Source organism: Pristimantibacillus sp. Z349TD_6, from assembly GCF_056173205.1.
In genome coordinates, this window is the sequence record NZ_CM149662.1 from 3,369,863 (window position 1) to 3,393,915 (window position 24,053).

Annotated in this window: 20 protein-coding genes; 18 read left to right on the plus strand and 2 right to left on the minus strand. The window is 45.9% G+C overall.

Annotated features, from left to right (window positions below; translation table 11 throughout):
• Positions 1–24: 24 nt before the first annotated feature.
• Complete coding sequence (locus tag AC0VYE_RS14340) at positions 25–1,131, minus strand: coiled-coil domain-containing protein (RefSeq protein WP_475448794.1); 1,107 nt, start codon at positions 1,129–1,131, stop codon at positions 25–27.
• A 73-nt stretch (positions 1,132–1,204) separates the two neighbouring features.
• Between AC0VYE_RS14340 and AC0VYE_RS14345 the strand changes: the two genes are divergently transcribed.
• Positions 1,205–2,359 (plus strand): class I SAM-dependent methyltransferase, encoded by a 1,155-nt coding sequence (locus AC0VYE_RS14345; RefSeq protein WP_475448796.1) that lies wholly within the window; start codon positions 1,205–1,207, stop codon positions 2,357–2,359.
• A 185-nt stretch (positions 2,360–2,544) separates the two neighbouring features.
• Here AC0VYE_RS14345 and AC0VYE_RS14350 read toward each other — a convergent pair whose 3' ends face one another.
• On the minus strand, positions 2,545–2,781 hold the full coding sequence (locus AC0VYE_RS14350; protein WP_053375484.1) for a DUF2626 domain-containing protein: 237 nt from the start codon (positions 2,779–2,781) through the stop codon (positions 2,545–2,547).
• Positions 2,782–3,057: 276 nt separating this feature from the next.
• On the opposite strand from AC0VYE_RS14350, the gene AC0VYE_RS14355 reads away from it, so the two are divergent.
• The 17 genes from AC0VYE_RS14355 to murB all read left to right on the plus strand — a co-directional run bounded on the left by AC0VYE_RS14355 (position 3,058) and on the right by murB (position 24,043).
• Complete coding sequence (locus tag AC0VYE_RS14355) at positions 3,058–3,708, plus strand: RsfA family transcriptional regulator (protein WP_076268145.1); 651 nt, start codon at positions 3,058–3,060, stop codon at positions 3,706–3,708.
• A gap of 179 nt (positions 3,709–3,887) precedes the next feature.
• Positions 3,888–4,889 carry a ketopantoate reductase family protein gene (locus tag AC0VYE_RS14360; protein WP_076268146.1) on the plus strand — a complete coding sequence of 334 codons (1,002 nt, stop codon included), beginning with the start codon at positions 3,888–3,890 and terminating at the stop codon, positions 4,887–4,889.
• A gap of 6 nt (positions 4,890–4,895) precedes the next feature.
• Entirely contained in the window at positions 4,896–5,291 is a 396-nt protein-coding gene (locus tag AC0VYE_RS14365; protein WP_339208710.1) for a DUF3397 domain-containing protein, read from the plus strand.
• 148 nt (positions 5,292–5,439) lie between these two features.
• Positions 5,440–7,080, plus strand: coding sequence for a bacillithiol biosynthesis cysteine-adding enzyme BshC (gene bshC / locus AC0VYE_RS14370; RefSeq protein ID WP_475448799.1), 1,641 nt, complete (start codon positions 5,440–5,442; stop codon positions 7,078–7,080).
• A 20-nt stretch (positions 7,081–7,100) separates the two neighbouring features.
• Entirely contained in the window at positions 7,101–8,366 is a 1,266-nt protein-coding gene (locus tag AC0VYE_RS14375) for an adenosylhomocysteinase (RefSeq protein WP_475448801.1), read from the plus strand.
• Between the two features lie 177 nt (positions 8,367–8,543).
• Complete coding sequence (locus AC0VYE_RS14380; RefSeq protein WP_475448802.1) at positions 8,544–9,551, plus strand: DUF4349 domain-containing protein; 1,008 nt, start codon at positions 8,544–8,546, stop codon at positions 9,549–9,551.
• Positions 9,552–9,696: 145 nt separating this feature from the next.
• Complete coding sequence (gene mraZ, locus AC0VYE_RS14385; RefSeq protein WP_076268151.1) at positions 9,697–10,134, plus strand: division/cell wall cluster transcriptional repressor MraZ; 438 nt, start codon at positions 9,697–9,699, stop codon at positions 10,132–10,134.
• A 29-nt stretch (positions 10,135–10,163) separates the two neighbouring features.
• Positions 10,164–11,114, plus strand: coding sequence for a 16S rRNA (cytosine(1402)-N(4))-methyltransferase RsmH (gene rsmH / locus AC0VYE_RS14390; protein ID WP_179089802.1), 951 nt, complete (start codon positions 10,164–10,166; stop codon positions 11,112–11,114).
• A gap of 23 nt (positions 11,115–11,137) precedes the next feature.
• Positions 11,138–11,530, plus strand: a complete 393-nt coding sequence (gene ftsL / locus AC0VYE_RS14395) for a cell division protein FtsL (RefSeq protein WP_256710903.1) — start codon at positions 11,138–11,140, stop codon at positions 11,528–11,530.
• A 56-nt stretch (positions 11,531–11,586) separates the two neighbouring features.
• Positions 11,587–13,878 (plus strand): penicillin-binding transpeptidase domain-containing protein, encoded by a 2,292-nt coding sequence (locus AC0VYE_RS14400; protein WP_475448805.1) that lies wholly within the window; start codon positions 11,587–11,589, stop codon positions 13,876–13,878.
• A 136-nt stretch (positions 13,879–14,014) separates the two neighbouring features.
• Positions 14,015–15,955, plus strand: coding sequence for a stage V sporulation protein D (locus AC0VYE_RS14405; protein WP_076268155.1), 1,941 nt, complete (start codon positions 14,015–14,017; stop codon positions 15,953–15,955).
• Between the two features lie 75 nt (positions 15,956–16,030).
• On the plus strand, positions 16,031–17,518 hold the full coding sequence (locus AC0VYE_RS14410) for a UDP-N-acetylmuramoyl-L-alanyl-D-glutamate--2,6-diaminopimelate ligase (RefSeq protein WP_475448807.1): 1,488 nt from the start codon (positions 16,031–16,033) through the stop codon (positions 17,516–17,518).
• Positions 17,515–18,930, plus strand: a complete 1,416-nt coding sequence (locus tag AC0VYE_RS14415) for a UDP-N-acetylmuramoyl-tripeptide--D-alanyl-D-alanine ligase (RefSeq protein ID WP_475448809.1) — start codon at positions 17,515–17,517, stop codon at positions 18,928–18,930. The genes AC0VYE_RS14410 and AC0VYE_RS14415 overlap by 4 nt, the downstream gene beginning before the upstream one ends.
• 4 nt (positions 18,931–18,934) lie before the next feature.
• Positions 18,935–19,894, plus strand: a complete 960-nt coding sequence (gene mraY, locus AC0VYE_RS14420; protein WP_076268158.1) for a phospho-N-acetylmuramoyl-pentapeptide-transferase — start codon at positions 18,935–18,937, stop codon at positions 19,892–19,894.
• A gap of 75 nt (positions 19,895–19,969) precedes the next feature.
• Positions 19,970–21,409, plus strand: coding sequence for a UDP-N-acetylmuramoyl-L-alanine--D-glutamate ligase (gene murD / locus AC0VYE_RS14425; protein WP_475448811.1), 1,440 nt, complete (start codon positions 19,970–19,972; stop codon positions 21,407–21,409).
• A gap of 46 nt (positions 21,410–21,455) precedes the next feature.
• On the plus strand, positions 21,456–22,553 hold the full coding sequence (gene spoVE / locus AC0VYE_RS14430; RefSeq protein ID WP_076268160.1) for a stage V sporulation protein E: 1,098 nt from the start codon (positions 21,456–21,458) through the stop codon (positions 22,551–22,553).
• Between the two features lie 584 nt (positions 22,554–23,137).
• Positions 23,138–24,043 carry a UDP-N-acetylmuramate dehydrogenase gene (gene murB, locus AC0VYE_RS14435; protein ID WP_475448813.1) on the plus strand — a complete coding sequence of 302 codons (906 nt, stop codon included), beginning with the start codon at positions 23,138–23,140 and terminating at the stop codon, positions 24,041–24,043.
• Positions 24,044–24,053 lie beyond the last annotated feature (10 nt).

Here is a 24,053-nt window from a genome sequence, read left to right on the forward strand (position 1 = left end):
TTAATAGATGAATGATGACAGCAGCTATAACTTCAGGCTGAGCTTGATGGTCAGTTCTCCGTCTTTCATTTCAACAGCATTCGCTTTAAGAAACGAAACGATTAAATCAGGATAAAAGCCGAGATCGAATTCCTTCTCGAGCGCACTGCGTGTCGTGTCAGGAAGGGAGAAGCCATTAAATATGAGTTCATCGACATGAAATAGGATGGCGTTTTTGGGATCATTTTCGATCGTATAATGACCGCTGATTTTTATTTCCATGTTGTCACGTTTTCCTTGAGCAATGACCTTGTCATCAATGAATTCAAAAGAGAAATAATTGAAGATATCATTTTGCTCACGAAGGAATGTATTTAAATCATCTTCGGGCACTCGAATGGTGTATTGAAAACCTTTTATTTCGAGCAGCTGCTTATTTTCTTGTACCCAGCTTGGCAGCTTCTGCATAGCCTTCGAGAGTGCTCGGAAATATTGTTTCACTTCAGCTATTCCTGCTGTTTCCCAGTAAGAAGTAAGCTCCTTCATCAAAATGCGTATGCGATCGGCATCTGATCTGCCAGCTAGCTGCTCGTCAAGCTGCTTCTCAAGCGCAACTACGCGCTCTCTCTGCGTTTTGAGCTGTTGTTCAATCGTACTCAGCTCATTCTGCCTAGCTTCAAGCTTCTCATAACCCACTTTAACTTTCTTGTATTGCTCGACATATGTATTCAAGGTATGCTTGTCATGAGTAAGTATAATTTCGGCATAATCCAGCATTTGAAACAACTCCGATAATGAATCGAACGATAAAAGAGCGCTAAGCAAAAAATCTCGTTCTCCCATATAGTAAGCGCGCAGCACATTTCCTGCTTCTTCTTGCTTGTCCGCTATTTGCTGTTCTTGTATGAGCAGTTGCTTCTCCGTGTCCGTCATCGTCAGCATGAGCTGCTGTTTCTGTTCTTGTATGCGGATGATTTCTTTATCGATTTCCACGACAGACAAGCTTTTCTCAAGCAGTGCATGCATATCCGCCTCATCAGCCGGCAGAGGCTCAGCCCAAGCGGGAAGCCGAAACAGGAACAAAAAGATGAGTAGCATCGAAGTGGCTGCGATAGACAATCGATTGCGCCTGGCTGGCAATGTCAACGGCATCGTCCCTCCTCAGCATTCATTTTATGCGGCAATCCATTCTATTATATCTTACAATTGGAAAAGGATGAACCTTATGATAATTGAAAACGAGCTTGCAGCCTCAATTGCGGAAAAAATAGCAGATGCAAAAACATATGGCAAGCTTGTAGATGAAGATGGAGGCTGGAGTTCAGTCAAATGCATCTCTTTTTTTCAATATATGCAGGCATGTCTATATGATCCGCAATATGGTTATTACCGTTCAGGGCCAATTCGAGTGGGCAAGGAGGGTGATTTTTATACGAGCTCAGGCATTGGGCAGGTGCTTGCTGAAGTTCTAGCGAAATATGCGCTGGACTATGCGGCATTAGTGGATAAACCGCTTAAACTGATGGAGTGGGGAGCAGGAACGGGGCGATTGTCTGCTCAAATTGCTGCTGCAGGTTGTGGACGAGACTTGGATTGGAAAAGAAAAATGCATCCCATTCTAATTGAGGATCATCCTGCGCATGCTGAAGCAGCGCGGCATGCCTTTGCAAATATAAGCTTATCGGGTGCAGAACCGCTGCTTGCATCATCAAATGAGGCTTGGGGGGAAACCTGGCTTAAGCACCCATCGATCGTGCTCGCAAACGAGCTGTTTGATGCTTTTCCTGTACACCGCGTGCAGCTCGTGAATGGGGAGCTGATGGAGTTAGGCGTTGCATATCATGATGAGCGTGGCTTCGTTGAGGTTCAAATGCCGCTTACGGATACTCGGATTGCAAATTGGCTTAATCGGGATCATATTCAATTGCTTGAAGGGCAGCAAACGGAGGTGCATGCTGGAGCAGTCGATTTCCTTAATAAGCTTGGTGCCGTGATGACTAGGGGACGTGTCGTCATTATTGATTATGGGCATAAAGCGGAGGAATATGCGGCGGAGCACCGGATGCTTGGGACACTTATGTGCTATTCGCGTCATCAGACGAACACCAATCCGTATAGTCGAATCGGGGAGCAGGATATCACTTCACATGTCCCCTTTACCTTTATACATCATTCCGCTGAAGAAAGCGGATTTCAAGTAGCAAGCTATATGACACAAAAACAATTTTTAATTGAGCACGGCGTAATGGATATGCTTCAAAATCACAACAGCACTGACCCTTTCAGCAAAGAGGCGCGAAGGAATAGAGCGATTAGGCAGCTGCTGCTGAGCGATCAGATGAGTGAGACGTTTAAGGTGATGGTTTTGGAAAAAGGATGAATGATATACAAAAAAAGTGTCAGCCCTAAAGGGGCTGACACTTTTTTGTTTAAGGAAAAGAACTCATATGTACTCTTGTTTGTTCTTACCTTAAGCGCATAACGAACCATTATCATTTAGAATAATGGCTGTTCTTTCATGGCTTTGATTAAAGCTTGCCTTAGCGTATTTCGCTGACGCCTTTGTTAGAACGGCAAGTCCATCTTGAAGACCGACCAATACGTGAAACCCACGAATGAAATGATCATATATCCCCAGAACATTACAATGTAAGTTCTTTCGGAGAAATTCAAGTAGCCTAGAAATACGAAAGCAACGGCTTGTGCAAAAAACAATAGCGCAAATTCCGTCATATGGCCTGCGAAAGCCATAAGTCCGATTACCAGGGTCCAAAAGCCAAGTACCCGATACATACGTGCCATGATAACATCCCCCTTTCGCTGCGACCCGATTTTCTAATGATCATTATAACGTTTGGTGTAATAAGTGTAAACCAAAATACGTGAAGAAATCGCAAATTTTTTGTTTGCATCTAATTAACTCCCGCTTACTTAGATATAGTTTGCTCAAATATAAGAGCTAACATGTATGAGTAATTGAAAATTTGGTTATACAAATTAGTATCCAATAGATTCTATGAACTCTACCAAGGGCATAGAGATAAAGTAAGCGCCTTTACGTTAGGAGGTTTTTGTTGCATGACAGCAGTTAGACAAGATGCGTGGAGTCCGGACGATGATTTAATTCTCGCCGAGGTTACACTACGCCATATTCGCGAAGGTAGTACTCAGCTTGCAGCATTTGAAGAAGTGGGCGAACGAATTGGGCGTACATCCGCAGCATGCGGATTCCGCTGGAACAGTTGCGTTCGCAAAAGGTATGAGGATGCAATACAAATCGCTAAGCAGCAGCGCCAGAAGCGTAATTATTTAAAAAAACAAACGATTATCGCAACGCCGCATGTTTCATCGATTGCCGTTTTTGAAACGGAAGAACGTGGATTCAAGCAAGAGAGTGGTGCAATCGAGGAAAGTTTATCGGTAGATGCTGTTATTCGTTTTCTCCGTGGATGGAAGACGACCTATCAGGATTTAACCCGCCAACTCAAATGGTATGAGAAGGAACTGAAAGACAAAGAGGAAGAGCTATACCGTTTGCGTGATCAGAATGAGAGATTGTCCAAAGAGGTTAACAATGTTCAAACGGATTACCGTGCTGTGAACGACGATTACAAGACACTTATTCAAATTATGGATCGTGCAAGAAGGCTTACTGTTTTGACGAATGACGATGAAGCTAAGCCGAGATTCAAGATGGATGCTAATGGAAATTTGGAACGGATTGAATAGGTTATAATGCGTAAATAAGAGGAGCTGGCCATTATTTGGCTGGCTTCTTTTTCTTTTGCGCTTTTTTTTATAGAAGAGTCTAGTCGGCTAAACTTGTATCAGTTGCAATATTTTCGGAAAATTTGATACGATGTTTGCTAATATATTGATGAGCCGCAGCTGGTCGGAAGGAGTATAAGGTGCATATAGATGTAGTAGGTGGGGGCTCGTTAGGACTGCTCTATGGAGCGAAGCTAGCAGAAACAGGGGCGGATGTTACGATTTGGACGCGCAGTGAGGAACAGGCTGATGTGCTCGCTAATCAAGGCATTAGGCTTAAGGAGCTAGATGGAGCAAATGAGAAATCGATTCGTATCAAAAGTTTATGGAGCGGGTCTGCTTCTGAACATAGAGAACGTTATGACGTCACAAAACAGGATGCCGACTATCGCTGGGTGCTGCTGAGCGTTAAACAATCGGATTTGGATGAAGCTTTTCTAAATATGCTTGCTTCGCTTCTTGCCAGCTATGATGGAGAGCGTGTGGCAGTCGTATGTATGCAAAATGGAATTGGACATTTAGAGCGAATTAAAAGCAAACTTCCTACCTATCCGCTATTTGCAGCGGTGACGACAGAGGGGGCGAAACGTCTCGATGTTCGTTCGGTTGAGCATACGGGGAAGGGGCAGCTTTGGCTGGGTGAATGGGGAGAAAATGAGCGCAATCAAGATGATTCTCTCGATAACTCGCAAAAAATGTTGATTTCTTTGCTGGAAACGGCAGGATTTACCTCTTTTCTGTCGAAAGACTTGGAGAATCGAATTTTTAATAAGCTGCTTATTAACGCAGTCATTAATCCATTGACGGCAATATTGGATGTGGAGAATGGACAGCTGCCGCTCCATCCTGTCGGCGTCAAGCTTATGCAAGCGCTGTATGAGGAAACCGAGTTGGTGTTAATACAGGCTGGAATGAGCTTGCCGGAGAATGGGTGGGAGCTCATTATAAAGGTTTGCAGGCAAACCAGCAGCAATATTTCTTCCATGCTTAGTGACGTAAGAGCTGGCAGAGCGACAGAAATCGATGCCATTAATGGCGGGGTCGTACAGCTGGCTGAGAAGAATGGGCTGCAAGCGCCGTTAAACCAAGCAATAGTTACGATGATTAAAGCACTAAATCTTAAGTCGACTATGAAGGAGTGAAGGCCGATGGAAATGATTTGGGAAAGCATCAAACATGCATACGCTTATTTGGCTGTAATTCCAATCATACCCTTCACCATCATTTTGTTTGGATATGGAGCATATATTCAGGATCGAAAGAAAGCGTTCCGATTGGCAATGGATGTTACGACAGCCTTATTAATTGGCTGCGTTGCTGTATTGTTTGATGAGTTGTTTAACAGCAGATTCGGGATTTACGGCATATTGCTATTCATGCTGCTGGGCGGAGGATTGCTTGGAAACGCCCAATTTCGCAAGCGCGGCGCAGTGGATGCCAAAAAGATATTTCGGACGATATGGCGGCTAAGTTTTTTTACGATGAGCGTGCTGTACATAGTTTTTATGTGCATCGGCATCGGCAAAATGTTTCTGACTGCTTAACTCAAATAATAAATTGCTAAACGCCTCTCCCGAGCAGAGGTGTTTTTGTTTTGACGGACGGCTTCACCATTGTGTACAATTAAAATGTTCAGTTTCACAATATGAAGTCGTACTAACGACTATTAAGCGGGAGGTTACGGGCTGCGCTATGAGAACAGATACTTATGCATTGCCTATTGCACAGCCTTTGACAGAGGCTTATATACATCAAAACGATGACCGCATTGAAGCTTTATATGGCTATCATGCGGGAATTGATCAAGATTGGGTAAAACGCTTTAATCGTTTGGAGCAAAGCGGAGAGGTTAGAGCTGATGCAGCTCAAGTAGCTCGAGCGCTTCGTGCTTACAATGAAGCGATTAACGCTGATCCAGAAGTTTTTGCTTCCATTTCTGCGATGGCAGAGGGGGCTCCGGTCGTGGTTGGAGGTCAGCAAGCTGGTTTATGGACAGGTCCGCTGCTTGTTATACATAAAGCGGTATCGATCATAGGTGCTGCCAGAGCTGCAAGTGAGCAGCTAGGGCGGACGGTTGTTCCTGTATTTTGGGTAGCCGGTGAAGATCATGACTGGGATGAGGCGAACCATGCCTACGTTATTACAACGGAGCAGGAGCTTCGCAAGTTGTCAGTTGCGCGTCCTGAAGGTGCGCGTACAGCTGTAAGCCGCACGATGATTACAGCAGAAACATGGGAAGTGCTGCTTGCTGAGCTTGAACAATCGCTTCCGCATTCAGAGTTTAAACCTGTGATGCTAGAGGAATTGCGTCAAATGTCGAAGCAGGCCAAATCATTATCAGATTTTTTTGCAATGATTTTGAGTCATTTATTCGGGAAACACGGCTTAGTATTAATGGATGGCGATCATGAGGATATTCGTCGGATAGAAGCGCCTATGTTCAGGAAGCTGATTGAGAAGAACGATGAATTAGAGAATGCTTATGCTGCTGCGGCAGATAAAGTGAGAGAGCTTGGTTACAGTCTTCAGGCGGATGTAACGGCTGGCAGCTCGAATCTTTTTCTATTCAACTCGGATAACGGCGAAGAAAGAACGCTTCTTCACAAGAAGGATGGAAAATTCCAAGACCGTAAAGAGCAAGTGTCGCTAACGGAGGAACAGCTCCTTCGGATCGCTGACGAGCAGCCTCAGCAGCTTAGCAATAACGTTCTGACGCGGCCGCTTATGCAGGATTATTTATTCCCTGTTCTTGCGACTGTGCTTGGTCCTGGGGAAATTGCCTATTGGGCTTTAACTGGAGAAGCATTCCGCACGCTGAATATGGAAATGCCTATTATCGTGCCGCGTATGTCTTATACTTTAATTGAAGGAACAGTTGCCAAGCACATGGATAAGTATGAGCTTTCCTTTGAGGATGTTATGGAACATTTCGAAGAGAGCAAAGGGAAATGGCTGAAGGCACAGGATGGCTTGTCCATTGAACAGCAGTTTGCCGAAGCAAGAGATACGTTTGAGCAGCTATATAAACCGCTTCTTGAGCTTGCAACTTCCGTTCAACCATCGCTCTCTAAGCTTGGGGATACAAATCTTCAAAAAATAGTAGAGCAAATCAACTACATGGGCTCAAAAACGGTAGATGCCTTCAACAAACAATTTGAAGCATCCACACGTCAGCTTGATCGTATCCACCTGTCGATTAACCCGCAGAACAAGCCGCAAGAGCGAGTGCTTAATATGGCAGCCTATTGGAATCGTTACAGCCTGATTTGGCTTGATAAGCTGCTTGAAGCGCCATATAGCCGTACTGGTGGACATGAAATCGTTTATCTATGAAATATGAGGAGGCAAATGGAATGAGTACAGCAAATAAAAGCATCGTAGCCGATCTATCATTGGCGCCTGAAGGCCGTTTGAAAATTGATTGGGTAGCTGCGCATATGCCGGTATTGAATACGATTCGCGAACAATTTGAGAAGGAACAGCCTTTTAAAGGACTAAAAGTTACAATCGCTCTTCATTTGGAAGCGAAAACCGCTTATTTGGCTAAGGTTGTTAAAGCGGGCGGTGCTGATGTTACTATAACAGGCAGCAACCCGTTATCAACACAAGATGATGTTTGTGCCGCTCTCGTTGAGGATGGCATTACTGTATTTGCCAAATATAATCCAAGTGCTGAGGAATTTAAGGCACTTAATATTAAAGCGCTGGAGTGGAAGCCTGATCTTATTATTGATGATGGCGGCGATCTTGCAACGATTCTAAATTCGGAGCATCCGGAGTTTGGCGAGAATCTGCGCGGCGGCGCGGAAGAAACAACGACTGGCATTATTCGATTGAAAGCGATGGAGAAAGACGGTTCACTGAAATTCCCTATGGTCGCTGTTAACGATGCATATTGCAAGCATCTTTTTGATAACCGCTACGGTACAGGGCAATCCGTTTGGGACGGTATTAATCGCACAACGAATTTGATGGTTGCGGGCAAGACTGTCGTTGTTGTCGGTTATGGCTGGTGTGGAAAAGGTGTAGCCATGCGTGCGAAAGGTCTTGGCGCAAATGTTGTCGTTACTGAGATTGATGCGATTAAAGCGGTCGAAGCTTATATGGACGGTTTCGCGGTAATGCCGATGATTGAAGCGGCTAAGGTTGGCGAGTTTTTCGTAACGGTTACCGGGAATCGCGATGTTATTCGCGGAGAGCATTACAAGGTGATGAAGGACGGGGCGATCATTTCCAACGCAGGCCACTTTGACGTCGAAGCGAACAAACCAGAGCTTGCAGCATTATCTTCAAGTGTACGGACCGTTCGCCGCAACATTGAAGAATATAAGCTGGAGGATGGACGCAGCATTTACTTGCTGGCCGAAGGCCGCCTTGTTAATTTGGCTGCTGGCGATGGTCATCCTGCAGAAATTATGGATATGACGTTTTCACTGCAAGCTGTTGCACTAAAATATGTAAATGAGCAGTACAAAGCGATTGGCAGCAAAGTAGTCAATGTTCCTTATGAGCTCGATGAGCAGGTAGCGAGACTGAAGCTGCAATCTCTAGGCTTTGGCATTGATCAGCTGACTGCGGAGCAATCGGCATATTTGGACAGCTGGAAAGAAACAGAATAAAGCATTGAAGAAGCCGCGAGCAATCGCGGCTTTTTTTTTATGTAGAAATAAAAGAAGTAATTGATACGTTTGCATCAATGATTAGATCGGGCGGATGTTCGGGTTTTGATGGACAAAGCTGTAACCTTTTATTCCCAGATTGCGTCTAAAGGTAAATAAAAGCAAGGGGGTATTTTCTTGTATAGACATAAAAAAGGGATATTTGCATTTATTTCAATTGTTTCTCTGGTTGTTCTGCTTGTTGGATGCGCTTCCTCAGATGGGGATACGAGCAGCTCTAAAAACTCGGCTTCTGAACAGATGTTATCATCAACAGCTTCTGGAAATGTAGAAACTGAGATGAGCTATACCTTGAATGACAATGCTGCTAAAGCGGAAGAAGCGACTGCTGAGGGATCGGGCGAGAGCAAAGCATCAGGCGGGGGAATAGATGCTCAGCTGGCGATCGGCTCGGATGGATTCAACCAGAAAATTATTTATACAGCGAATCTAAGTATGCAGGTGGATGATCTAGCTTCTGCAGCAACCTCGCTGCGCAATGCCATTCATCAAAGCGGTGGTTATCTTTTGCAATTTCAAGATACGAAGCACGAGGGAGAAATTGGATCAAGCTATACGATTAAAGTTCCCGCTGCAGGGTTTATGTCGTTCATTGATCGGATTGAGCAAATTAAACATAATGAATTTGAACGCAATATCGGCGGCAAGGACGTATCTGAGGAATATGTCGATCTTGAATCCAGGCTGAAAGCGAAGCAGCTTGTTGAAGCTAGACTGCTTACCATGATGGATAAAGCGACAAAGGCTGATGATCTGTTAAAGTTTTCACAGCAGCTCTCAGGTGTGCAGGAGGAAATTGAACGAATCAAAGGAAGAGTTCGCTATTTGGATAATAATGTAGCTTTCTCGACGGTGGAGCTGCGCATGTACCAAACGAATCAAACACTAAAAAATAAAAGTATCGAAAAACCACATTTAGGCGGCAGGATGTCGGACTCGCTAGTTAACAGCACGAAAGTAGTTTGGGACGCCATTAATCTATTGTTAGTTATTTTAGCAGGTGCATTGCCTGTATTAGCTATATTGGCTGTTATTTTAGTCCCAATCATTTGGTTTTCTCGAAGAAGGAAAGAGACGGCGCCGAAGCCATCCAAGCCTGAAGAAGAGCAGCCGCCAACGCTGTAATGATTAATAATCTTTAATAGTGTGAAATATTTTAGAAAATCCTGCTCACTGAGCAGGATTTTTATTTTAGGTGGCGAACTACTGTTACTAGGTGGGGAAAAGTGGGGCAAAGTGGTGGAAATAGGGGAAGGGGTGGTTCAAAGTCATGTTTATGGGTGAATATCAACATAGCATTGATGAGAAAGGCCGAATCATCATACCTTCGAAATTCCGCGAATCGCTTGGAGCCTCGTTTATTGCAACCCGTGGATTAGATAATTGCTTATTCGTATATCCCATGAGTGAGTGGACCGTTTTGGAGCAAAAGCTGAAAACATTGCCTCTTATGAAATCAGATGCGCGTGCATTTACCCGGTTTTTCTTTTCCGGAGCAACCGAATGTGAGCTGGATAAACAGGGAAGGGTAAATATACCTAGCCATCTTCGCGAATATGCGAAGCTGGACAAGGATTGCATGGTGCTCGGCGTTTCTAGTCGCGTGGAAATTTGGAGCAAGCAGACTTGGGACGGTTATTACGAACAATCCGAACAAACCTTTAACGAAATCGCCGAAAAGCTCGTTGATTTCGATTTCAACTTCTAGAATAGACAACAAGAATGGAGGGCTTAGGCGTGTTTCAGCATATTACAGTACTTTTAGAAGAAGCGGTTGACGGTTTGGCTATTAAGCCAGATGGCATCTACGTCGATTGTACGCTTGGGGGTGCAGGTCACAGCGAATTAATAGCCTCCCGGTTAGGCGAAGGAGGACGGTTAATCGCTTTCGATCAAGATGACTGGGCGCTGGAAAATGCTCGTGTTAGGCTTGCTCCTTATTTAGATAAGGTTACACTCGTAAGAAGCAACTTCCGCGATTTGGAGCAGGAGCTCAGAAATTGCAACGTTCCTATGCTGGATGGCGTTCCGCAAGTCGATGGCATATTGTTCGACCTTGGCGTATCCAGTCCGCAGTTAGACGAAGCTGAGCGCGGCTTCAGCTATAACCATGATGCCCCGCTCGACATGCGCATGGATCGCGAGGGTGATCTAACCGCTCATGAAATCGTCAATACTTGGGACGAACGTGATATATCCCGCATTTTGGATCGTTATGGTGAAGAGAAATTCGCTCGGTCCATCGCTAGAAATATTGTGAAGGCACGAGAAAAGGCGCCCATTGAGAAGACTGGTGAATTAGCTGAATTGATAAAAATATCGATTCCTGCTGCAACTAGGCGCACAGGCGGACATCCCGCCAAACGCTCCTTCCAAGCGCTTCGTATCGCAGTAAACGATGAGCTGGGAGCAGAAGAAGAAGCTTTGGAACAAACGATTCGCTGTTTAGCCCCTGGCGGCAGAGCATCGGTGATCACTTTTCATTCGCTTGAAGATCGTATATGCAAGCAATTGTTTGCAAAGTTTGTGGAGAAATGTACATGCCCGCCCGATTTTCCGTTATGTGTATGCGGCAATGCTGGGAAAGTGAAATTAGTCAATCGTAAGCCGATCGTACCTTCAGAGAGAGAGCTAGAGCTCAACCCGCGTGCAAGGTCGGCAAAGCTTAGAGTTGCAGAAAAATTGTAAGAGGGGGATTTGAATTGGCGTATGTGAATGGCAATTTAGCGCTGCAGCCTAAGCGAAAGCAGGATCAGCAACCGGTTATCAAGGAAACGAAGCGGCTTGTTAAAACTCGTAAATCCTTACCGGTTCAGGAGAAGTTGTTGTATATGTTTACTGTATTAATGTGCGTTGTAGTTGCTGGTGTCATTATTTTACGCTACGCGCAAATCTATGACATGAGCCTCGAAATTAAAAAGTTGAATAGCGAATACCAGACGATGAATGTAGAGATGGAAGACTTGAAGAAACAAGTAGAGATGCTCAGTGATTCAGAACGTATACGCAAGCTTGCAGAGACCCAAGGGATGGTTAGCTCTATTGAGAGTGGAATTACCGTAAATACAGGTGACGACGCGATAAAATCAGCAATGAGTGAATAGGGTGAGCGATGATGAAAAAAAGAATTAGATTGCGGACACTATTGTTTGGAGGGGTAATGACCCTCCTTTTTCTTGTTTTAATAAGCCGAATTTATATTGTGCAAGTAGTAGAAGGCGCCAAATGGTATGGACTTGCAAAGGAAAGATGGTCAACAGAAGAAAAGATGCTGGCCAAGCGTGGCACGATCGCCGATCGTAACGGGAGTGTTCTGGCAATGGATACGATCGCTTATAATGTGACATTAAATCCGAAGTTGATTGACGATCAGGAACTTGCAGAAGAAATTATTAATGGCTTGCATGACATCCTTGGCACTTCTAAGGAAGAGCTCCGAAAAAATGTAACTGCCAAAAAAGAGGACGGGAATTTCTATGTATATCGGGAGGTGCGAAGCGGAGGCTGGCAAATTGACAAAGCACATGCCGATAAAATTAAACAGTTCCGTGAAGATTTAGCCAAAGAAAAGGAGGTATATAGCGTCGGCATCGATTTGCAAGAAAATTTAAAACGGTATTATCCTAAAAATTCTCTAGCTGCACAGCTTGTCGGTTATTTGGATAAAGAGGGAGTCGCCATGACTGGCGTTGAAGCTTCGTTCAATGAGCAGCTCTCTGGCGAGGACGGCTATATCAAGTATGAGAAGGACGGAAAACGCGTTCAGCTCACGGAGGGTGAAGTAGACTACAAACCAGCCAAAGATGGACAATATGTACAGCTGACGATCGATAACGAAATTCAGCATTATGTGGAGGAAGCGCTGCAGGAAATTATGAAAACCTATTCTCCTAAGAGTGCTACAGCAATTGCGGCTGATCCAAATACGATGGAAATATTGGCCATGGCAAACATGCCGCAATATAATCCGAATGAATATTGGAAAAACAACTCGAACTCTTACAATCATGCGATTAAGTCTTTATATGAGCCCGGCTCAACCTTCAAAATTGTAACGCTGGCTTCAGCGGTTGAAGAAGGTTTGTTTAATCCAGATGAATTATACAAATCAGGTCAAATTAAACTGAAAGGTGTACCTAATCCAATCCGTGATATTAAGCGAGAGGGATGGGGAACCATTTCATTTTTGGATGGCTTGAAATATTCAAGTAACGTTGCCTTCGTCAAGCTTGGTTATGAGAGACTAGGGGAACAGAAGCTGAGAGAATATTACACGAATTTTGGATTTGGACAAAAAACAGGCATTAAGCTTGGGAATGAACTAAGCGGTACGATTAACTTTAAGTACCCGAGTGAGATTGCGAATGCTACCTTTGGACAAGGGGTAGTTACGGTTACGCCTATACAACAGGTTGCAGCTGTCGCGGCAGTAGCTAACGGCGGAAAGCTGTTTCAACCACAAATCGTAAAAAGCATGACAGATCCGTCGACCAAAACGACGACGACTTTCGAACCGAAGATGGTTCGTCAAGTGATATCAGAGGAAACCTCTAAAAAAGTCGGTGAGTATTTGGAGCAGGTTGTATCGGATCAGGATAAAGGCTCCGGTAAAAACGCTTATATCGAGGGTTACCGTGTAGCAGGTAAAACTGGAACCGCTCAAAAGGTTACTACGGTTAATGGAAAAAGCGGCTATTCCGATTCCAAATATGTTGTTTCGTTTATTGGCTATGCGCCGGTTGATAATCCGAAAATCGTCGTTTATGTCGTCGTAGATGAGCCGAATACTACTTTTGCATCAGGAGGAAAGATCGCTGCTCCAGCTTTTAAACAAATCGTTCTCAAAAGCTTGCGAAAAATGGGAGTAGCGCCTAACTATCCGGCTGGTTCTGCAAACTCGAAGAAGGAAGCGACAATAACGGTTCCAGATTTAACAGAGCTTAAAGTGCAACAAGCGAAAGCAGAATTAACAGCGAAGGCCATGACATTTGATTTAATCGGAAATGGTAAAACGGTGCTGCAGCAAATACCTGCTCCAGGTTCAGCCGTACACCCGACGCAGCGAATATATTTAATAACAGAGCAGCGTGAAAAGCTGGCTATCCCTGATCTGACTGGGGTTTCGCTGCGGGATGCTCTTGAATTAACCTCTCTTATCGGCATTCGGCTCATTCCGGAGGGGCAAGGGTTTGTTGTATCTCAGAAGGAAGAGACATTGAATAAAGTAAGAGTGCTCAAAGTTGTACTTGCTCCTCCGACAGGCAAAGAAGGCCAATCCGGCAATGCGGAAACAAACCCTGATGCGAAAGAAGGCGGCGATAAGGGTAGTGAGACCGGTAAAGAAGGTGAAGCTGGCACGAGCGGTGGAACTACCGATAGTCAGACAACTTCAAATGGGGATCAGGCTGCTAATTCCAATACAAGCAGTAATGGGAACGCTGCTCCTGAGTGATCCATATACCGAATTTTCAAGGAACTAATACGATGTTGCTTAAAGCTTGTTCTATCGTCCGCTTGTCCCGAATAATCTGGGAATGAGCGCAATTGAGCGCTCCTTTCGAAACAGTCAAGCGGAGGGGGAACAAGCGGTGAAGGTATCTAATGTAACGGTTAGGCGACGTTTATTTATCGTGCTCATACTTGCCGGGGTGTCATTCCTAGCATTATGTGTGAGACTTAGCTTTGTACAACTATGGCAAGGTGAGCAGCTGGCGGATAAAGCAGAGGATTCATGGAGACGCAACATCCCATACGTAGCCAAGCGAGGTGAAATCGTTGATCGCAACGGTATTCAGCTCGCCTACAACGTAAGCTCACCTACCGTGTATGCGATTCCTGTCCAAATCAAGGATCAACAGGCTGCAGCAGCAGCGCTTGCCCCTTTGCTCGACATGTCGCAAGAAACGCTCTATAAAAAAATTAAAACACGAGCGTTGATCGTTAAGCTTGGCCCAGGCGGGCGAAAAATTACGATTGATAAAGCTGAACAAATACGAGAGCTGGGTCTTGATGGCATCGTTGTAGCTGAAGACAACAAACGATTTTATCCCTTCGGCAGTTTAGCGGCGCATGTGCTAGGTTTTACGGGGATCGACAATCAAGGCTTAACCGGTGTAGAAGCAAAATATAATACAGAGTTAAGCGGTATCGGAGGCAGCGTATCCTTCTTGTCAGATGCAGCGGGCAGACAAATGCCTAATTCTTCGGACACCTACGTGGAACCTAAGGACGGGCTTACGATGCAGCTTACGATCGATAAGCAAATTCAGACGGTTATGGAACGTGAGCTTGATCAAGCGATGACGAATTTACAGCCTAATGGTATAATCGCGATTGCGATGGATCCGAATAACGGTGAAATTTTAGGCATGGCGAGCAGACCTACTTACGAGCCAGACAAGTATCGAGAGGTTCCAACTGAGGTTTATAATCGAAATCTTCCTATTTGGATGACATACGAGCCAGGCTCTACCTTTAAAATAATTACGCTTGCTGCAGCCCTTGAAGAAAAAAAGGTTGATTTGAAAAACGAACGTTTTTTTGATCCAGGTGCTATTGAGGTGGGCGGTGCTAGACTTCGCTGCTGGAAAAAAGGCGGACATGGCAGTCAGACTTTCCTTGAGGTTGTTGAAAACTCCTGTAACCCCGGCTTTGTAACGCTTGGTCAGAGGCTGGGCAAGGACAAACTGTTTGATTACATTAAGAATTTTGGCTTCGGGACGAAAACGGGCATCGATATTGGCGGCGAAGAAAATGGGATCTTATTCAAGCTTAGTCAGGTCGGTCCGGTGGAACTTGCCACTACGGCTTTTGGTCAAGGGGTCTCCGTTACACCAATTCAGCAAATAACAGCTGTTTCCGCAGCAATTAACGGCGGAACGCTGTATAAACCCCATGTAGCAAAAGCATGGATAAACCCGGAGACGGGAGCGACCGTAGAAACGGTAGAATCGGTTGCGGTTAGAAAGGTTATTTCGGAGGAAACGTCCAAGCAGGTGCGTGAAGCGCTTGAGAGCGTCGTAGCCAAAGGAACAGGCCGCAATGCCTTTATTGATGGGTATCGCGTAGGCGGCAAGACGGGTACTGCTCAAAAGGTTATTAACGGACGTTATTCCCCTAATGAGCATATTGTATCTTTTGTTGGCTTTGCTCCGGCAGATGATCCGAAGATCGTCATTTATGTAGCGGTTGATAATCCGCAAGGAATTCAGTTCGGCGGAGTCGTTGCAGCGCCGATCGTTCGCAATATGCTGGAGGACGCGCTCGCCATTCTGGAAGTTCCGGCTCGTGAGAAGCAGATCGACCGTATTTATAAGTATGGAGAAACACCTATTGTTACAGTTCCGAACTTGATTGGCAAAACAGTGTCGGATTTGTATGAGGATATGAATATGAATTTTAATCTGACTTCCGCAGGTTCTGGGAAAACGGTCATACGCCAAGCTCCAGCTGCTGGAACCCGTGTAGATCGCGGATCAACGATTCGGATCTATTTGGGAGAAGAAGATAATATATCCCACTCGCATTGACTATAATGGTAGTTAACGAGGGTGCAGCAGGCGGGGGGAGTTTGTCCGTCGGCGCTTAAGGGAGGAGCTGGGCAGATGCGATTAAAGGATGTTGCGGAATTGCTTATAGCCTCACGGCTGATAGGCGATGGGGAAACGGAACTGACTGGCATTGAGACGGATTCACGAAGCGTAATTGAAGGGCAATTGTTTATTTGCTTGAGAGGCCACACCGTTGATGGTCACGCGTTTGCTTCAGAGGCGGTTGCCGCCGGAGCAGCAGCACTAATAGCGGAACGAAAGCTAGACCTGTTGGTGCCGCAAATTATTGTAAGAGATTGCCGCCTTGCCATGGCTGTAATTGCTAATTATTATTATAGACAGCCTAGTCAAACCCTGAAGCTTATCGGTGTAACGGGGACGAATGGGAAGACGACAACAACTTATTTGATAGAGCAAATTCTAAATGACCAGAGTAAGCCTACCGGCGTGATCGGTACGATTGAACGTCGATATGCGGGAAAATCGTTCCCTATGACCAGTACGACGCCTCAAACACTGCAGCTTCAAAGCTATCTCGGGGAGATGCGTGATGCGGGCACGCAATATTGTGCAATTGAAGTGTCCTCCCATGCTCTCGAGCAAGGCCGGGTGAAGGGCAGCAGATTCCGAACGGCAGTATTTACTAATTTGACGCAGGACCACTTGGATTATCATGAAACGATGAGTCGATACGCCGCGGTAAAGGGATTGTTCTTCTCGCGACTTGGCAATGTGTATGCATCTGCGGAAAACGAAAGATCTTATGCGGTTCTTAATGCAGACGATGCTTTATCCGCAGAGTATGCCGAGCTCACAGCAGCAGAGGTTATCACCTATGCTATTGATAAAGAGGCAGACGTTCAGGCAACGAATATTCGAATAACTGCACAGGGTACGACCTTTCATGTTGTCACATTCAGAGGCGAGCAAGACATCACACTGCAAATGGCTGGGAAGTTCAACGTATACAACGCGCTTGCCGCCATAAGCGCTGTACTACTTGAAGGCGTGGAGCTAGAGGCGATTGCACACAGTCTAAGCAAAATTCCCGGCGTACCCGGACGGGTTGAAGCGGTTAATGCGGGACAGGATTTTGCGGTAATTGTAGATTATGCCCACACACCTGATGGGCTTGAAAATGTACTCAGAGCGATTCAACAATTTGCAGAAAATCGGATTATATGTGTATTTGGCTGCGGCGGTGACCGTGATCGCTCCAAGCGGCCGCTAATGGGGAATATTGCAGTGAAATACGCGGATTACGCTATCATAACATCGGATAACCCACGTTCGGAGCCGCCTGAGTCCATATTAAAGGATATTGAAGCTGGATTAATAAGCAGCAGGATTGATCCTTCATTTTATACATTAATCGTTGATCGCAAGGAAGCAATTGAAAAAGCGGTTGAAATGGCAAGCCTCGGCGATGTAGTATTGATTGCGGGGAAAGGTCATGAAACCTACCAAGATATTAACGGAGTCAAATATCCATTTGACGATCGAAAAGTAGCGAAAGCAGCGATAAGGGGAATCATACAGTGATTAAACGTACTATTAAACAAATTGCCGAAATGAGCGGCGCTAGATGGAATGGAAATCATGCAGAGCTTAACATAACAGGAGTAACAACTGACTCGCGGCAAGCTGCTGCGGGCCAGTTGTTCGTTCCGATCGTAGGCGAGCATTTTGACGGGCATGCCTATTTGGAGCAAGCTATTGCAAATGGAGCGGTTGCTGCGCTTTGGCAGAAAGGCCGCGAGGTTCCAGCATCTCTAGAGGGAGTGCCGCTTCTTATTGTTGGGGATACGCTGGTTGCATTACAGCGCCTAGCAACAGCTTATCGGAGTGAACTTGTCACTCGTGTTGTTGGCATTACAGGCAGCAATGGCAAAACAACGACAAAGGATATGGCAGCTGCTATTCTCGGCACTTCTTATAAAGTGCTTAAGACTGAAGGGAATTTGAACAATCATATCGGCTTGCCTCTGACGGTGCTGAGGCTTGAAGAGGACACGGAAGTAGCTGTGCTCGAGATGGGAATGAGCGGCTTCGGCGAGATCGAGCTGCTGACCAAGATCGCACAGCCTGATGCCGCTATTATTACAAATATCGGTGACGCGCATATGCTCCAGCTCGGCTCAAGAGCCGGTATTGCGAAGGCAAAGCTTGAAATAGCACTCGGGCTCAGCGAGGATGGTTTACTGCTATACAATGGCGATGAACCACTTCTTGAAGCAGAGCTTGAGCGTTCAATACTTCCAGCAGGCATTGTTCGCCGTACATTTGGGTTATCGAAGCAGAATGAATGGTCAGCATCTGACATCAGCATTGAATCGGAAGCGACGACCTTCACTGCTATTTATAATGGAACTGCCAGTGGTCTCGGAACTGTTCGAATTCCTGTTCCAGGGCAGCATAATGTCAGCAATGCGCTCGCTGCAATAGCGATTGGCCGCTTCTTTGGAGTTCCAGCTGCAAAAATTGTTGAAGGTCTAAGCCATCTTAAGCTGACAGGCATGCGCATTCAGCCTGTTCGCGCGTTTAATGGCACTATGTTATTAAACGATGCTTATAATGCTAATCCGACTGCCGTTCGCGCGGCGATAGATCTGGTAGAGCAACTGGACGGCTATAGCCGCAAATGGATCGTGCTTGGCGATATGCTAGAGCTCGGGCCAGAGGAGCAGACGCTTCATTTTGAAGTAGGTGCATATATAACGCCAAGCAAGGCGGATGCGGTTCTTACCTTCGGACCTTTGGCAAAACATATTGCTGAGGGCGTGAAGTCGCAATTTCCTAACGCAGGCGCGAATGATGTGATTAAACATTTCGAAGATAAAAACGAGCTGACGCTGTGGCTGAGGGAGCAAATGCAGCCAACGGACATCGTGCTCATAAAAGGTTCACGCGGCATGCAGATGGAACAGATTGTCCAAGCATTGGAAGTGGGGTGAGGAAATGGATATGATGGTCATTTTATTTTCGATTGGCGCTTCATTCCTGCTAGCGGTTCTACTCGGACCATTGTTCATTCCAGTGCTCCGCCGCTTAAAGTTTGGGCAGCAGATTCGTATGGAAGGTCCGCAAAGCCATTTGAAAAAAAGCGGTACGCCAACGATGGGCGGCATTATCATTATGGTCGCCCTAATGATCGCGTTCCTGAAGTTTTCTGATAAAACGGCTGAATTTTGGGTGCTGCTGACCGCATCGCTTGGATTTGGTCTTGTCGGCTTTTTGGATGATTACATCAAAATTGTATTTAAACGTTCTTTGGGACTAACGGCAAGACAAAAGCTTTTTGGTCAACTTCTATTTTCTATAATCGTGTGTGCAATGCTCTATAATATGGGGCACAGCACCGAAATATCAGTGCCTGGTACAGGCTGGGGAATTGATTTGGGCTGGTTTTATTATCCGCTTGTCGTCATCATTCTTTTTGCAGCAAGCAATTCAGTTAATTTCACCGATGGTCTTGACGGTCTGCTGGCTGGGACGAGTGCCATCGCATTTGGTGCCTTTACTGTAGTTGCTCTACAAACGTCAGCTCATGAATCAGCAGTATTCTCGGCAGCTATGGTAGGCGCTGTTTTAGGTTTTCTAGTATTCAACGCACATCCAGCAAAAGTGTTTATGGGAGATATGGGCTCGCTAGGCATAGGAGGCGGTATTGCAGCCGTCGCAATTTTGACCAAAACGGAGCTGCTCCTTATCGTAATCGGTGGTGTTTTTGTACTTGAGATGCTTTCTGTTATATTACAAGTAGGCTCCTTCAAGCTTAGAGGGAAGCGTATTTTCAAAATGAGTCCCATTCACCATCATTTCGAGCTCGTTGGTTGGTCCGAATGGAAGGTTGTTACTGTGTTTTGGTTTGTAGGCATCGTGTTTGCAGCAATTGGTTTACTATTTGTTATACTATAGAGATAAAGCTTACGAAAAAGCGGCTTTTATTTGATTAAGAGCCGCTTTATGCATACATAGAAGGGACTGTCAGTTATGAATCATCCGGCATCTTATGAAGGCCGCCGAGTTGTCGTCTTAGGCTTGGCTAGAAGCGGGGTAAGCGTCGCAAAAGTATTTCATCAATTAGGCGCAGAAGTTGTAGTGAACGACATGAAGGAACGTGAATTATGCCCCGAAGCGGACGAATTGACTGCTTTGGGCATTTCTGTGCTATGCGGTTATCATCCAGATGACCTAATTACAGAAGAAACAGCGCTCCTTATCAAAAACCCTGGTATCCCATATACGTCTACTCCAGTGCAGAGGGCGGAGGAGCTTGGCGTTGAGGTCATTACGGAGGTAGAAGCTGCGTATTGGCTTTCTCCTGCACCCATAATAGGCATTACAGGCTCAAACGGCAAAACAACAACGACGACTTGGATCGGCGAAATATTAAGCGCAGCTGGCTTGAATCCCATCGTGGCAGGCAATATCGGTCGTCCTCTATGTGAAGCAGCCTTGGAAGCGACGCCTGATCAATTGATCGTTGCTGAGCTAAGCAGCTTTCAATTGAAAGGAACAAGCGAGTTCCGTCCGCATATTGCGCTCTTGCTTAACATTGCAGAGACGCATTTGGATTATCACGGCGATATGGATGACTACGTCAATTCAAAAGCAAAACTTTTTGATAACCAAACGGAAGATGATGTTGCTGTCGTCAACTGGGATGACCCGGAATGCCGCGCGCTTTCGGAGTTTCTTATCGCACAGCTGCTGCCTTTCTCTATATATGAGCGACTGGATGCGGGCATTTACATTGATCCTCCATATGAGCGGGACAATGGTGACGCACAAAACGATGAAGCCGCTGTGGATAGACAAATTGTATTCCGCCAGTCTGAGGACTCGGAAATTAACATTTTACCCGTTTCAGAGCTAGGCATACCAGGCCGCCACAACGCCGCTAACGCGCTTGCTGCTATTGCGGCTTGTTTGGCTGCTGGAGTTGCACCAGAGCGTCTTGTAGAACCGCTGCAGTTGTTTAGAGGCGTGGAGCACCGCCTGGAGTTCGTCCGTGAAGCAAATGGTGTCAAATATTATAATGATTCGAAAGCGACAAACCCGGTTGCAACGATGATGTCCGTTCGCTCGTTATCCGCACCGATCGTTCTAGTAGCTGGAGGACTTGACCGCGGCTCTGACTATATGGAGCTTGTTCCTTTATTCCGCGATCGCTTAAAAGGTCTTGTTGCTTTAGGAGAAACGAGAGAAAAGCTCTCCCGTGTAGCAGAGCTGGCAGGTTTAGCTAAGGTGGAAATCGTCGAACCTAGTGAGGACGCCGAGTCCGTCCTTCAGCAAGCGGTGAAACAAGCTGCAGCTATCGCAGAGCCAGGTGATATCGTTTTATTGTCGCCGGCATGTGCAAGCTGGGATATGTTTACATCGTATGAGCAAAGAGGGCGCATTTTTAAAGATTCGGCGCATACCTTGTAAGTAGGGGGCATGTCCCTACTTTCCCATGCTAAGAGGTGTGTTCGCTATGGCCAAAGCGCGTTCTGCCCCGGATATTTGGATGCTGACTGCAATTGGGCTCATTCTCGCTATCGGGTTGATTATGGTGTACAGCGCTAGCGCAGTGCTTGCTTTTCATGAATTCGGTGATCGTTTTTACTATGTAAAGCGTCAGGTGCTATTTGCTGGACTCGGTATAGGCGCGTTGTTGTTTACAATGAATACGCATTATACGGTTTGGAAAAAGTGGGCGCCAATGGCTTTATTGGTTTGCTTCGGCCTTCTACTGCTCGTGCTGATCCCTGGTGTCGGCGTCGTTCGCGGCGGCGCACGCAGCTGGCTTGGCATTAGCTCCTTCGGTATTCAGCCTTCTGAATTTATGAAGCTGGCGATGATATTATTTTTAGCAAAATGGCTCTCTGAGAAGCAGCAAACGATTACGCAGTTCACAAAAGGGCTTATGCCGCCGCTAGGGCTTGTTGGACTAGCCTTCGGACTCATTATGCTGCAGCCTGATCTAGGTACAGGAGCGGTGATGGTTGGCGCCTCTTTAATTTTAATTTTTACTGCTGGCGCTAGATTATCTCATTTAGGCGGCTTGGCGCTCATCGGTGTCGCAGGTTTTGTTGGCCTTATTATCGCTGCGCCATACCGATTAAAGCGAATAACGAATTTTCTTGATCCATGGGCAGACCCGCTCGGAGGCGGCTATCAAATTATTCAATCCTTATATGCGATCGGACCAGGTGGACTTGTTGGGCTCGGTCTAGGTATGAGCCGACAGAAGTTCAGTTATTTGCCTGAGCCGCAAACCGATTTTATATTCTCGATTTTAGCGGAAGAGCTTGGCTTCATCGGCGGAGTTACTCTTATACTATTATTTCTAGTTGTCATCTGGCGGGGGATACGCGCTGCTATTGCAGCTACGGATACATTCGGAAGCTTGCTGGCAGTCGGCATTACAGGCATTATCGGTGTACAAGTATTGATTAATATTGGTGTCGTCATTGGCATGATGCCCGTTACGGGAATTACGCTGCCGCTTGTTAGCTATGGGGGTTCATCCCTGACGCTTCTCTTAACTGCACTGGGGATTTTGTTGAACATATCTCGTTATTCGAGGTGAGGCTTCATGCCTAGGGCAATAACCAGCAGAGGCTTAGTCGAAAAAAACAATAAACGTCCGGCTTGGATAGCTGCAGGTTGCATAACAGCAGCTGCAACTATCCAAGCCGGATATTGTTGTTTACAGGAAAATTTGCTCATTTAATATGAAGAGATATTGAATACACTTTTTTTTGAAAGAAACAGTTAATTCGCTAAAACGGCAACCAGCTTTGAGGACTGCTCTGCAGCACAGACCAATTAGTGAGCCAGTTGGCTCGATATAGGCCATTGTCACACAAGAGCCTATATGGGCATAAGATACACTATATTCGTGACCGTCACCCGAAAGGAGCGGTGATTACAACAGAAAAACCGGCAGCAGCGATTCAGGCTGCTGAAGGGGAATTTCTTTTTCTTCTTACACGCCAGGCATGTGCTTAAGGAGTAGGTTTTGCTGCGCAAAACCTTAGCATTTGCTTACGAAGTAGGTTTTGCTGCGCAAAACCGAAGCGATTGCTTACGAAGTAGGTTTTGCTGCGCAAAACCGAAGCGATTGCTTACGAAGTAGGTTTTGCTGCGCAAAACCTTTGGGAGGTTCAACAAATGGAAGCTTTTAAAGCGGAATTGGAACAAGCTAATCTTGGCGAAGTTTTGTACAACGAACCGCTATCGAACTATACAACCTGGAAAATCGGCGGTCTCGCTGATATTTTAATCCTCCCTAGTAGCAAAGACGAATTGGTATCCGCGGTACGTTTGGTGCAAAAACATCAAATACCCTGGACTAATTTAGGCAGAGGCTCGAACATGCTGGTAAGTGATAAAGGGATTCGCGGCGTTGTAATAAAACCGCACAGAGGGCTCGATTACTTGCGTTTTGAAGGATCGACAGCAATAGCCGGTGCTTCATATTCTTTAATTAAGCTATCAGTCATGGCTGGGAAACAAGGTCTGACCGGACTTGAATTCGCGGGGGGAATCCCAGGTACGGTAGGCGGAGCCGTTTATATGAATGCTGGCGCGCATGGATCAGATGTGTCACGTATTTTTAAGTCAGCTGATATTGTACTGGAAACAGGAGAATTGGTTCGCTACGATCGTGAAGCTATGAACTTCGCTTACCGCCATTCCCTACTTCACGAGCAAAAGGGCATTGTCATTGAAGCCGCCTTTGAGCTGGCAGAAGGGGATAGGCAGGAAGTACTCGCTAGGATGGCCTCCTACAAAGAGAGAAGATTGAGAACGCAGCCTTTGCAGCTTGCCTGTGCAGGCAGCGTATTTCGCAATCCGCCTAATGATTATGCCGCTAGACTCATTCAAGAGGCTGGATTAAAGGGTGAAAGCCTCGGAGGAGCGCAAGTATCGAAGCAGCACGCCAATTTTATTGTGAATACCGGGAAAGCAACAGCTGAAGACGTTCTCGCCCTCATGACTCATATAAAAAGCACTGTTCAGGACCGCTATGGCATCCTGTTAGTGCCGGAAGTATTGGTGGTGGGTGAGCGGTAATTCGGAGGTG

Bases quoted from the DNA above. Each gene is read 5' to 3' on its own strand.
- murB (WP_475448813.1), top strand. From the start codon at position 23,138: ATGGAAGCTTTTAAAGCGGAATTGGAACAAGCTAATCTTGGCGAAGTT.
- AC0VYE_RS14345 (WP_475448796.1), top strand. From the start codon at position 1,205: ATGATAATTGAAAACGAGCTTGCAGCCTCAATTGCGGAAAAAATAGCA.
- AC0VYE_RS14375 (WP_475448801.1), top strand. From the start codon at position 7,101: ATGAGTACAGCAAATAAAAGCATCGTAGCCGATCTATCATTGGCGCCT.
- AC0VYE_RS14340 (WP_475448794.1), bottom strand. From the start codon at position 1,131: ATGCCGTTGACATTGCCAGCCAGGCGCAATCGATTGTCTATCGCAGCC.
- AC0VYE_RS14365 (WP_339208710.1), top strand. From the start codon at position 4,896: ATGGAAATGATTTGGGAAAGCATCAAACATGCATACGCTTATTTGGCT.
- spoVE (WP_076268160.1), top strand. From the start codon at position 21,456: ATGGCCAAAGCGCGTTCTGCCCCGGATATTTGGATGCTGACTGCAATT.
- AC0VYE_RS14400 (WP_475448805.1), top strand. From the start codon at position 11,587: ATGACCCTCCTTTTTCTTGTTTTAATAAGCCGAATTTATATTGTGCAA.
- AC0VYE_RS14355 (WP_076268145.1), top strand. From the start codon at position 3,058: ATGACAGCAGTTAGACAAGATGCGTGGAGTCCGGACGATGATTTAATT.
- AC0VYE_RS14350 (WP_053375484.1), bottom strand. From the start codon at position 2,781: ATGGCACGTATGTATCGGGTACTTGGCTTTTGGACCCTGGTAATCGGA.
- mraZ (WP_076268151.1), top strand. From the start codon at position 9,697: ATGTTTATGGGTGAATATCAACATAGCATTGATGAGAAAGGCCGAATC.
- mraY (WP_076268158.1), top strand. From the start codon at position 18,935: ATGGATATGATGGTCATTTTATTTTCGATTGGCGCTTCATTCCTGCTA.
- AC0VYE_RS14410 (WP_475448807.1), top strand. From the start codon at position 16,031: ATGCGATTAAAGGATGTTGCGGAATTGCTTATAGCCTCACGGCTGATA.
- bshC (WP_475448799.1), top strand. From the start codon at position 5,440: ATGAGAACAGATACTTATGCATTGCCTATTGCACAGCCTTTGACAGAG.
- murD (WP_475448811.1), top strand. From the start codon at position 19,970: ATGAATCATCCGGCATCTTATGAAGGCCGCCGAGTTGTCGTCTTAGGC.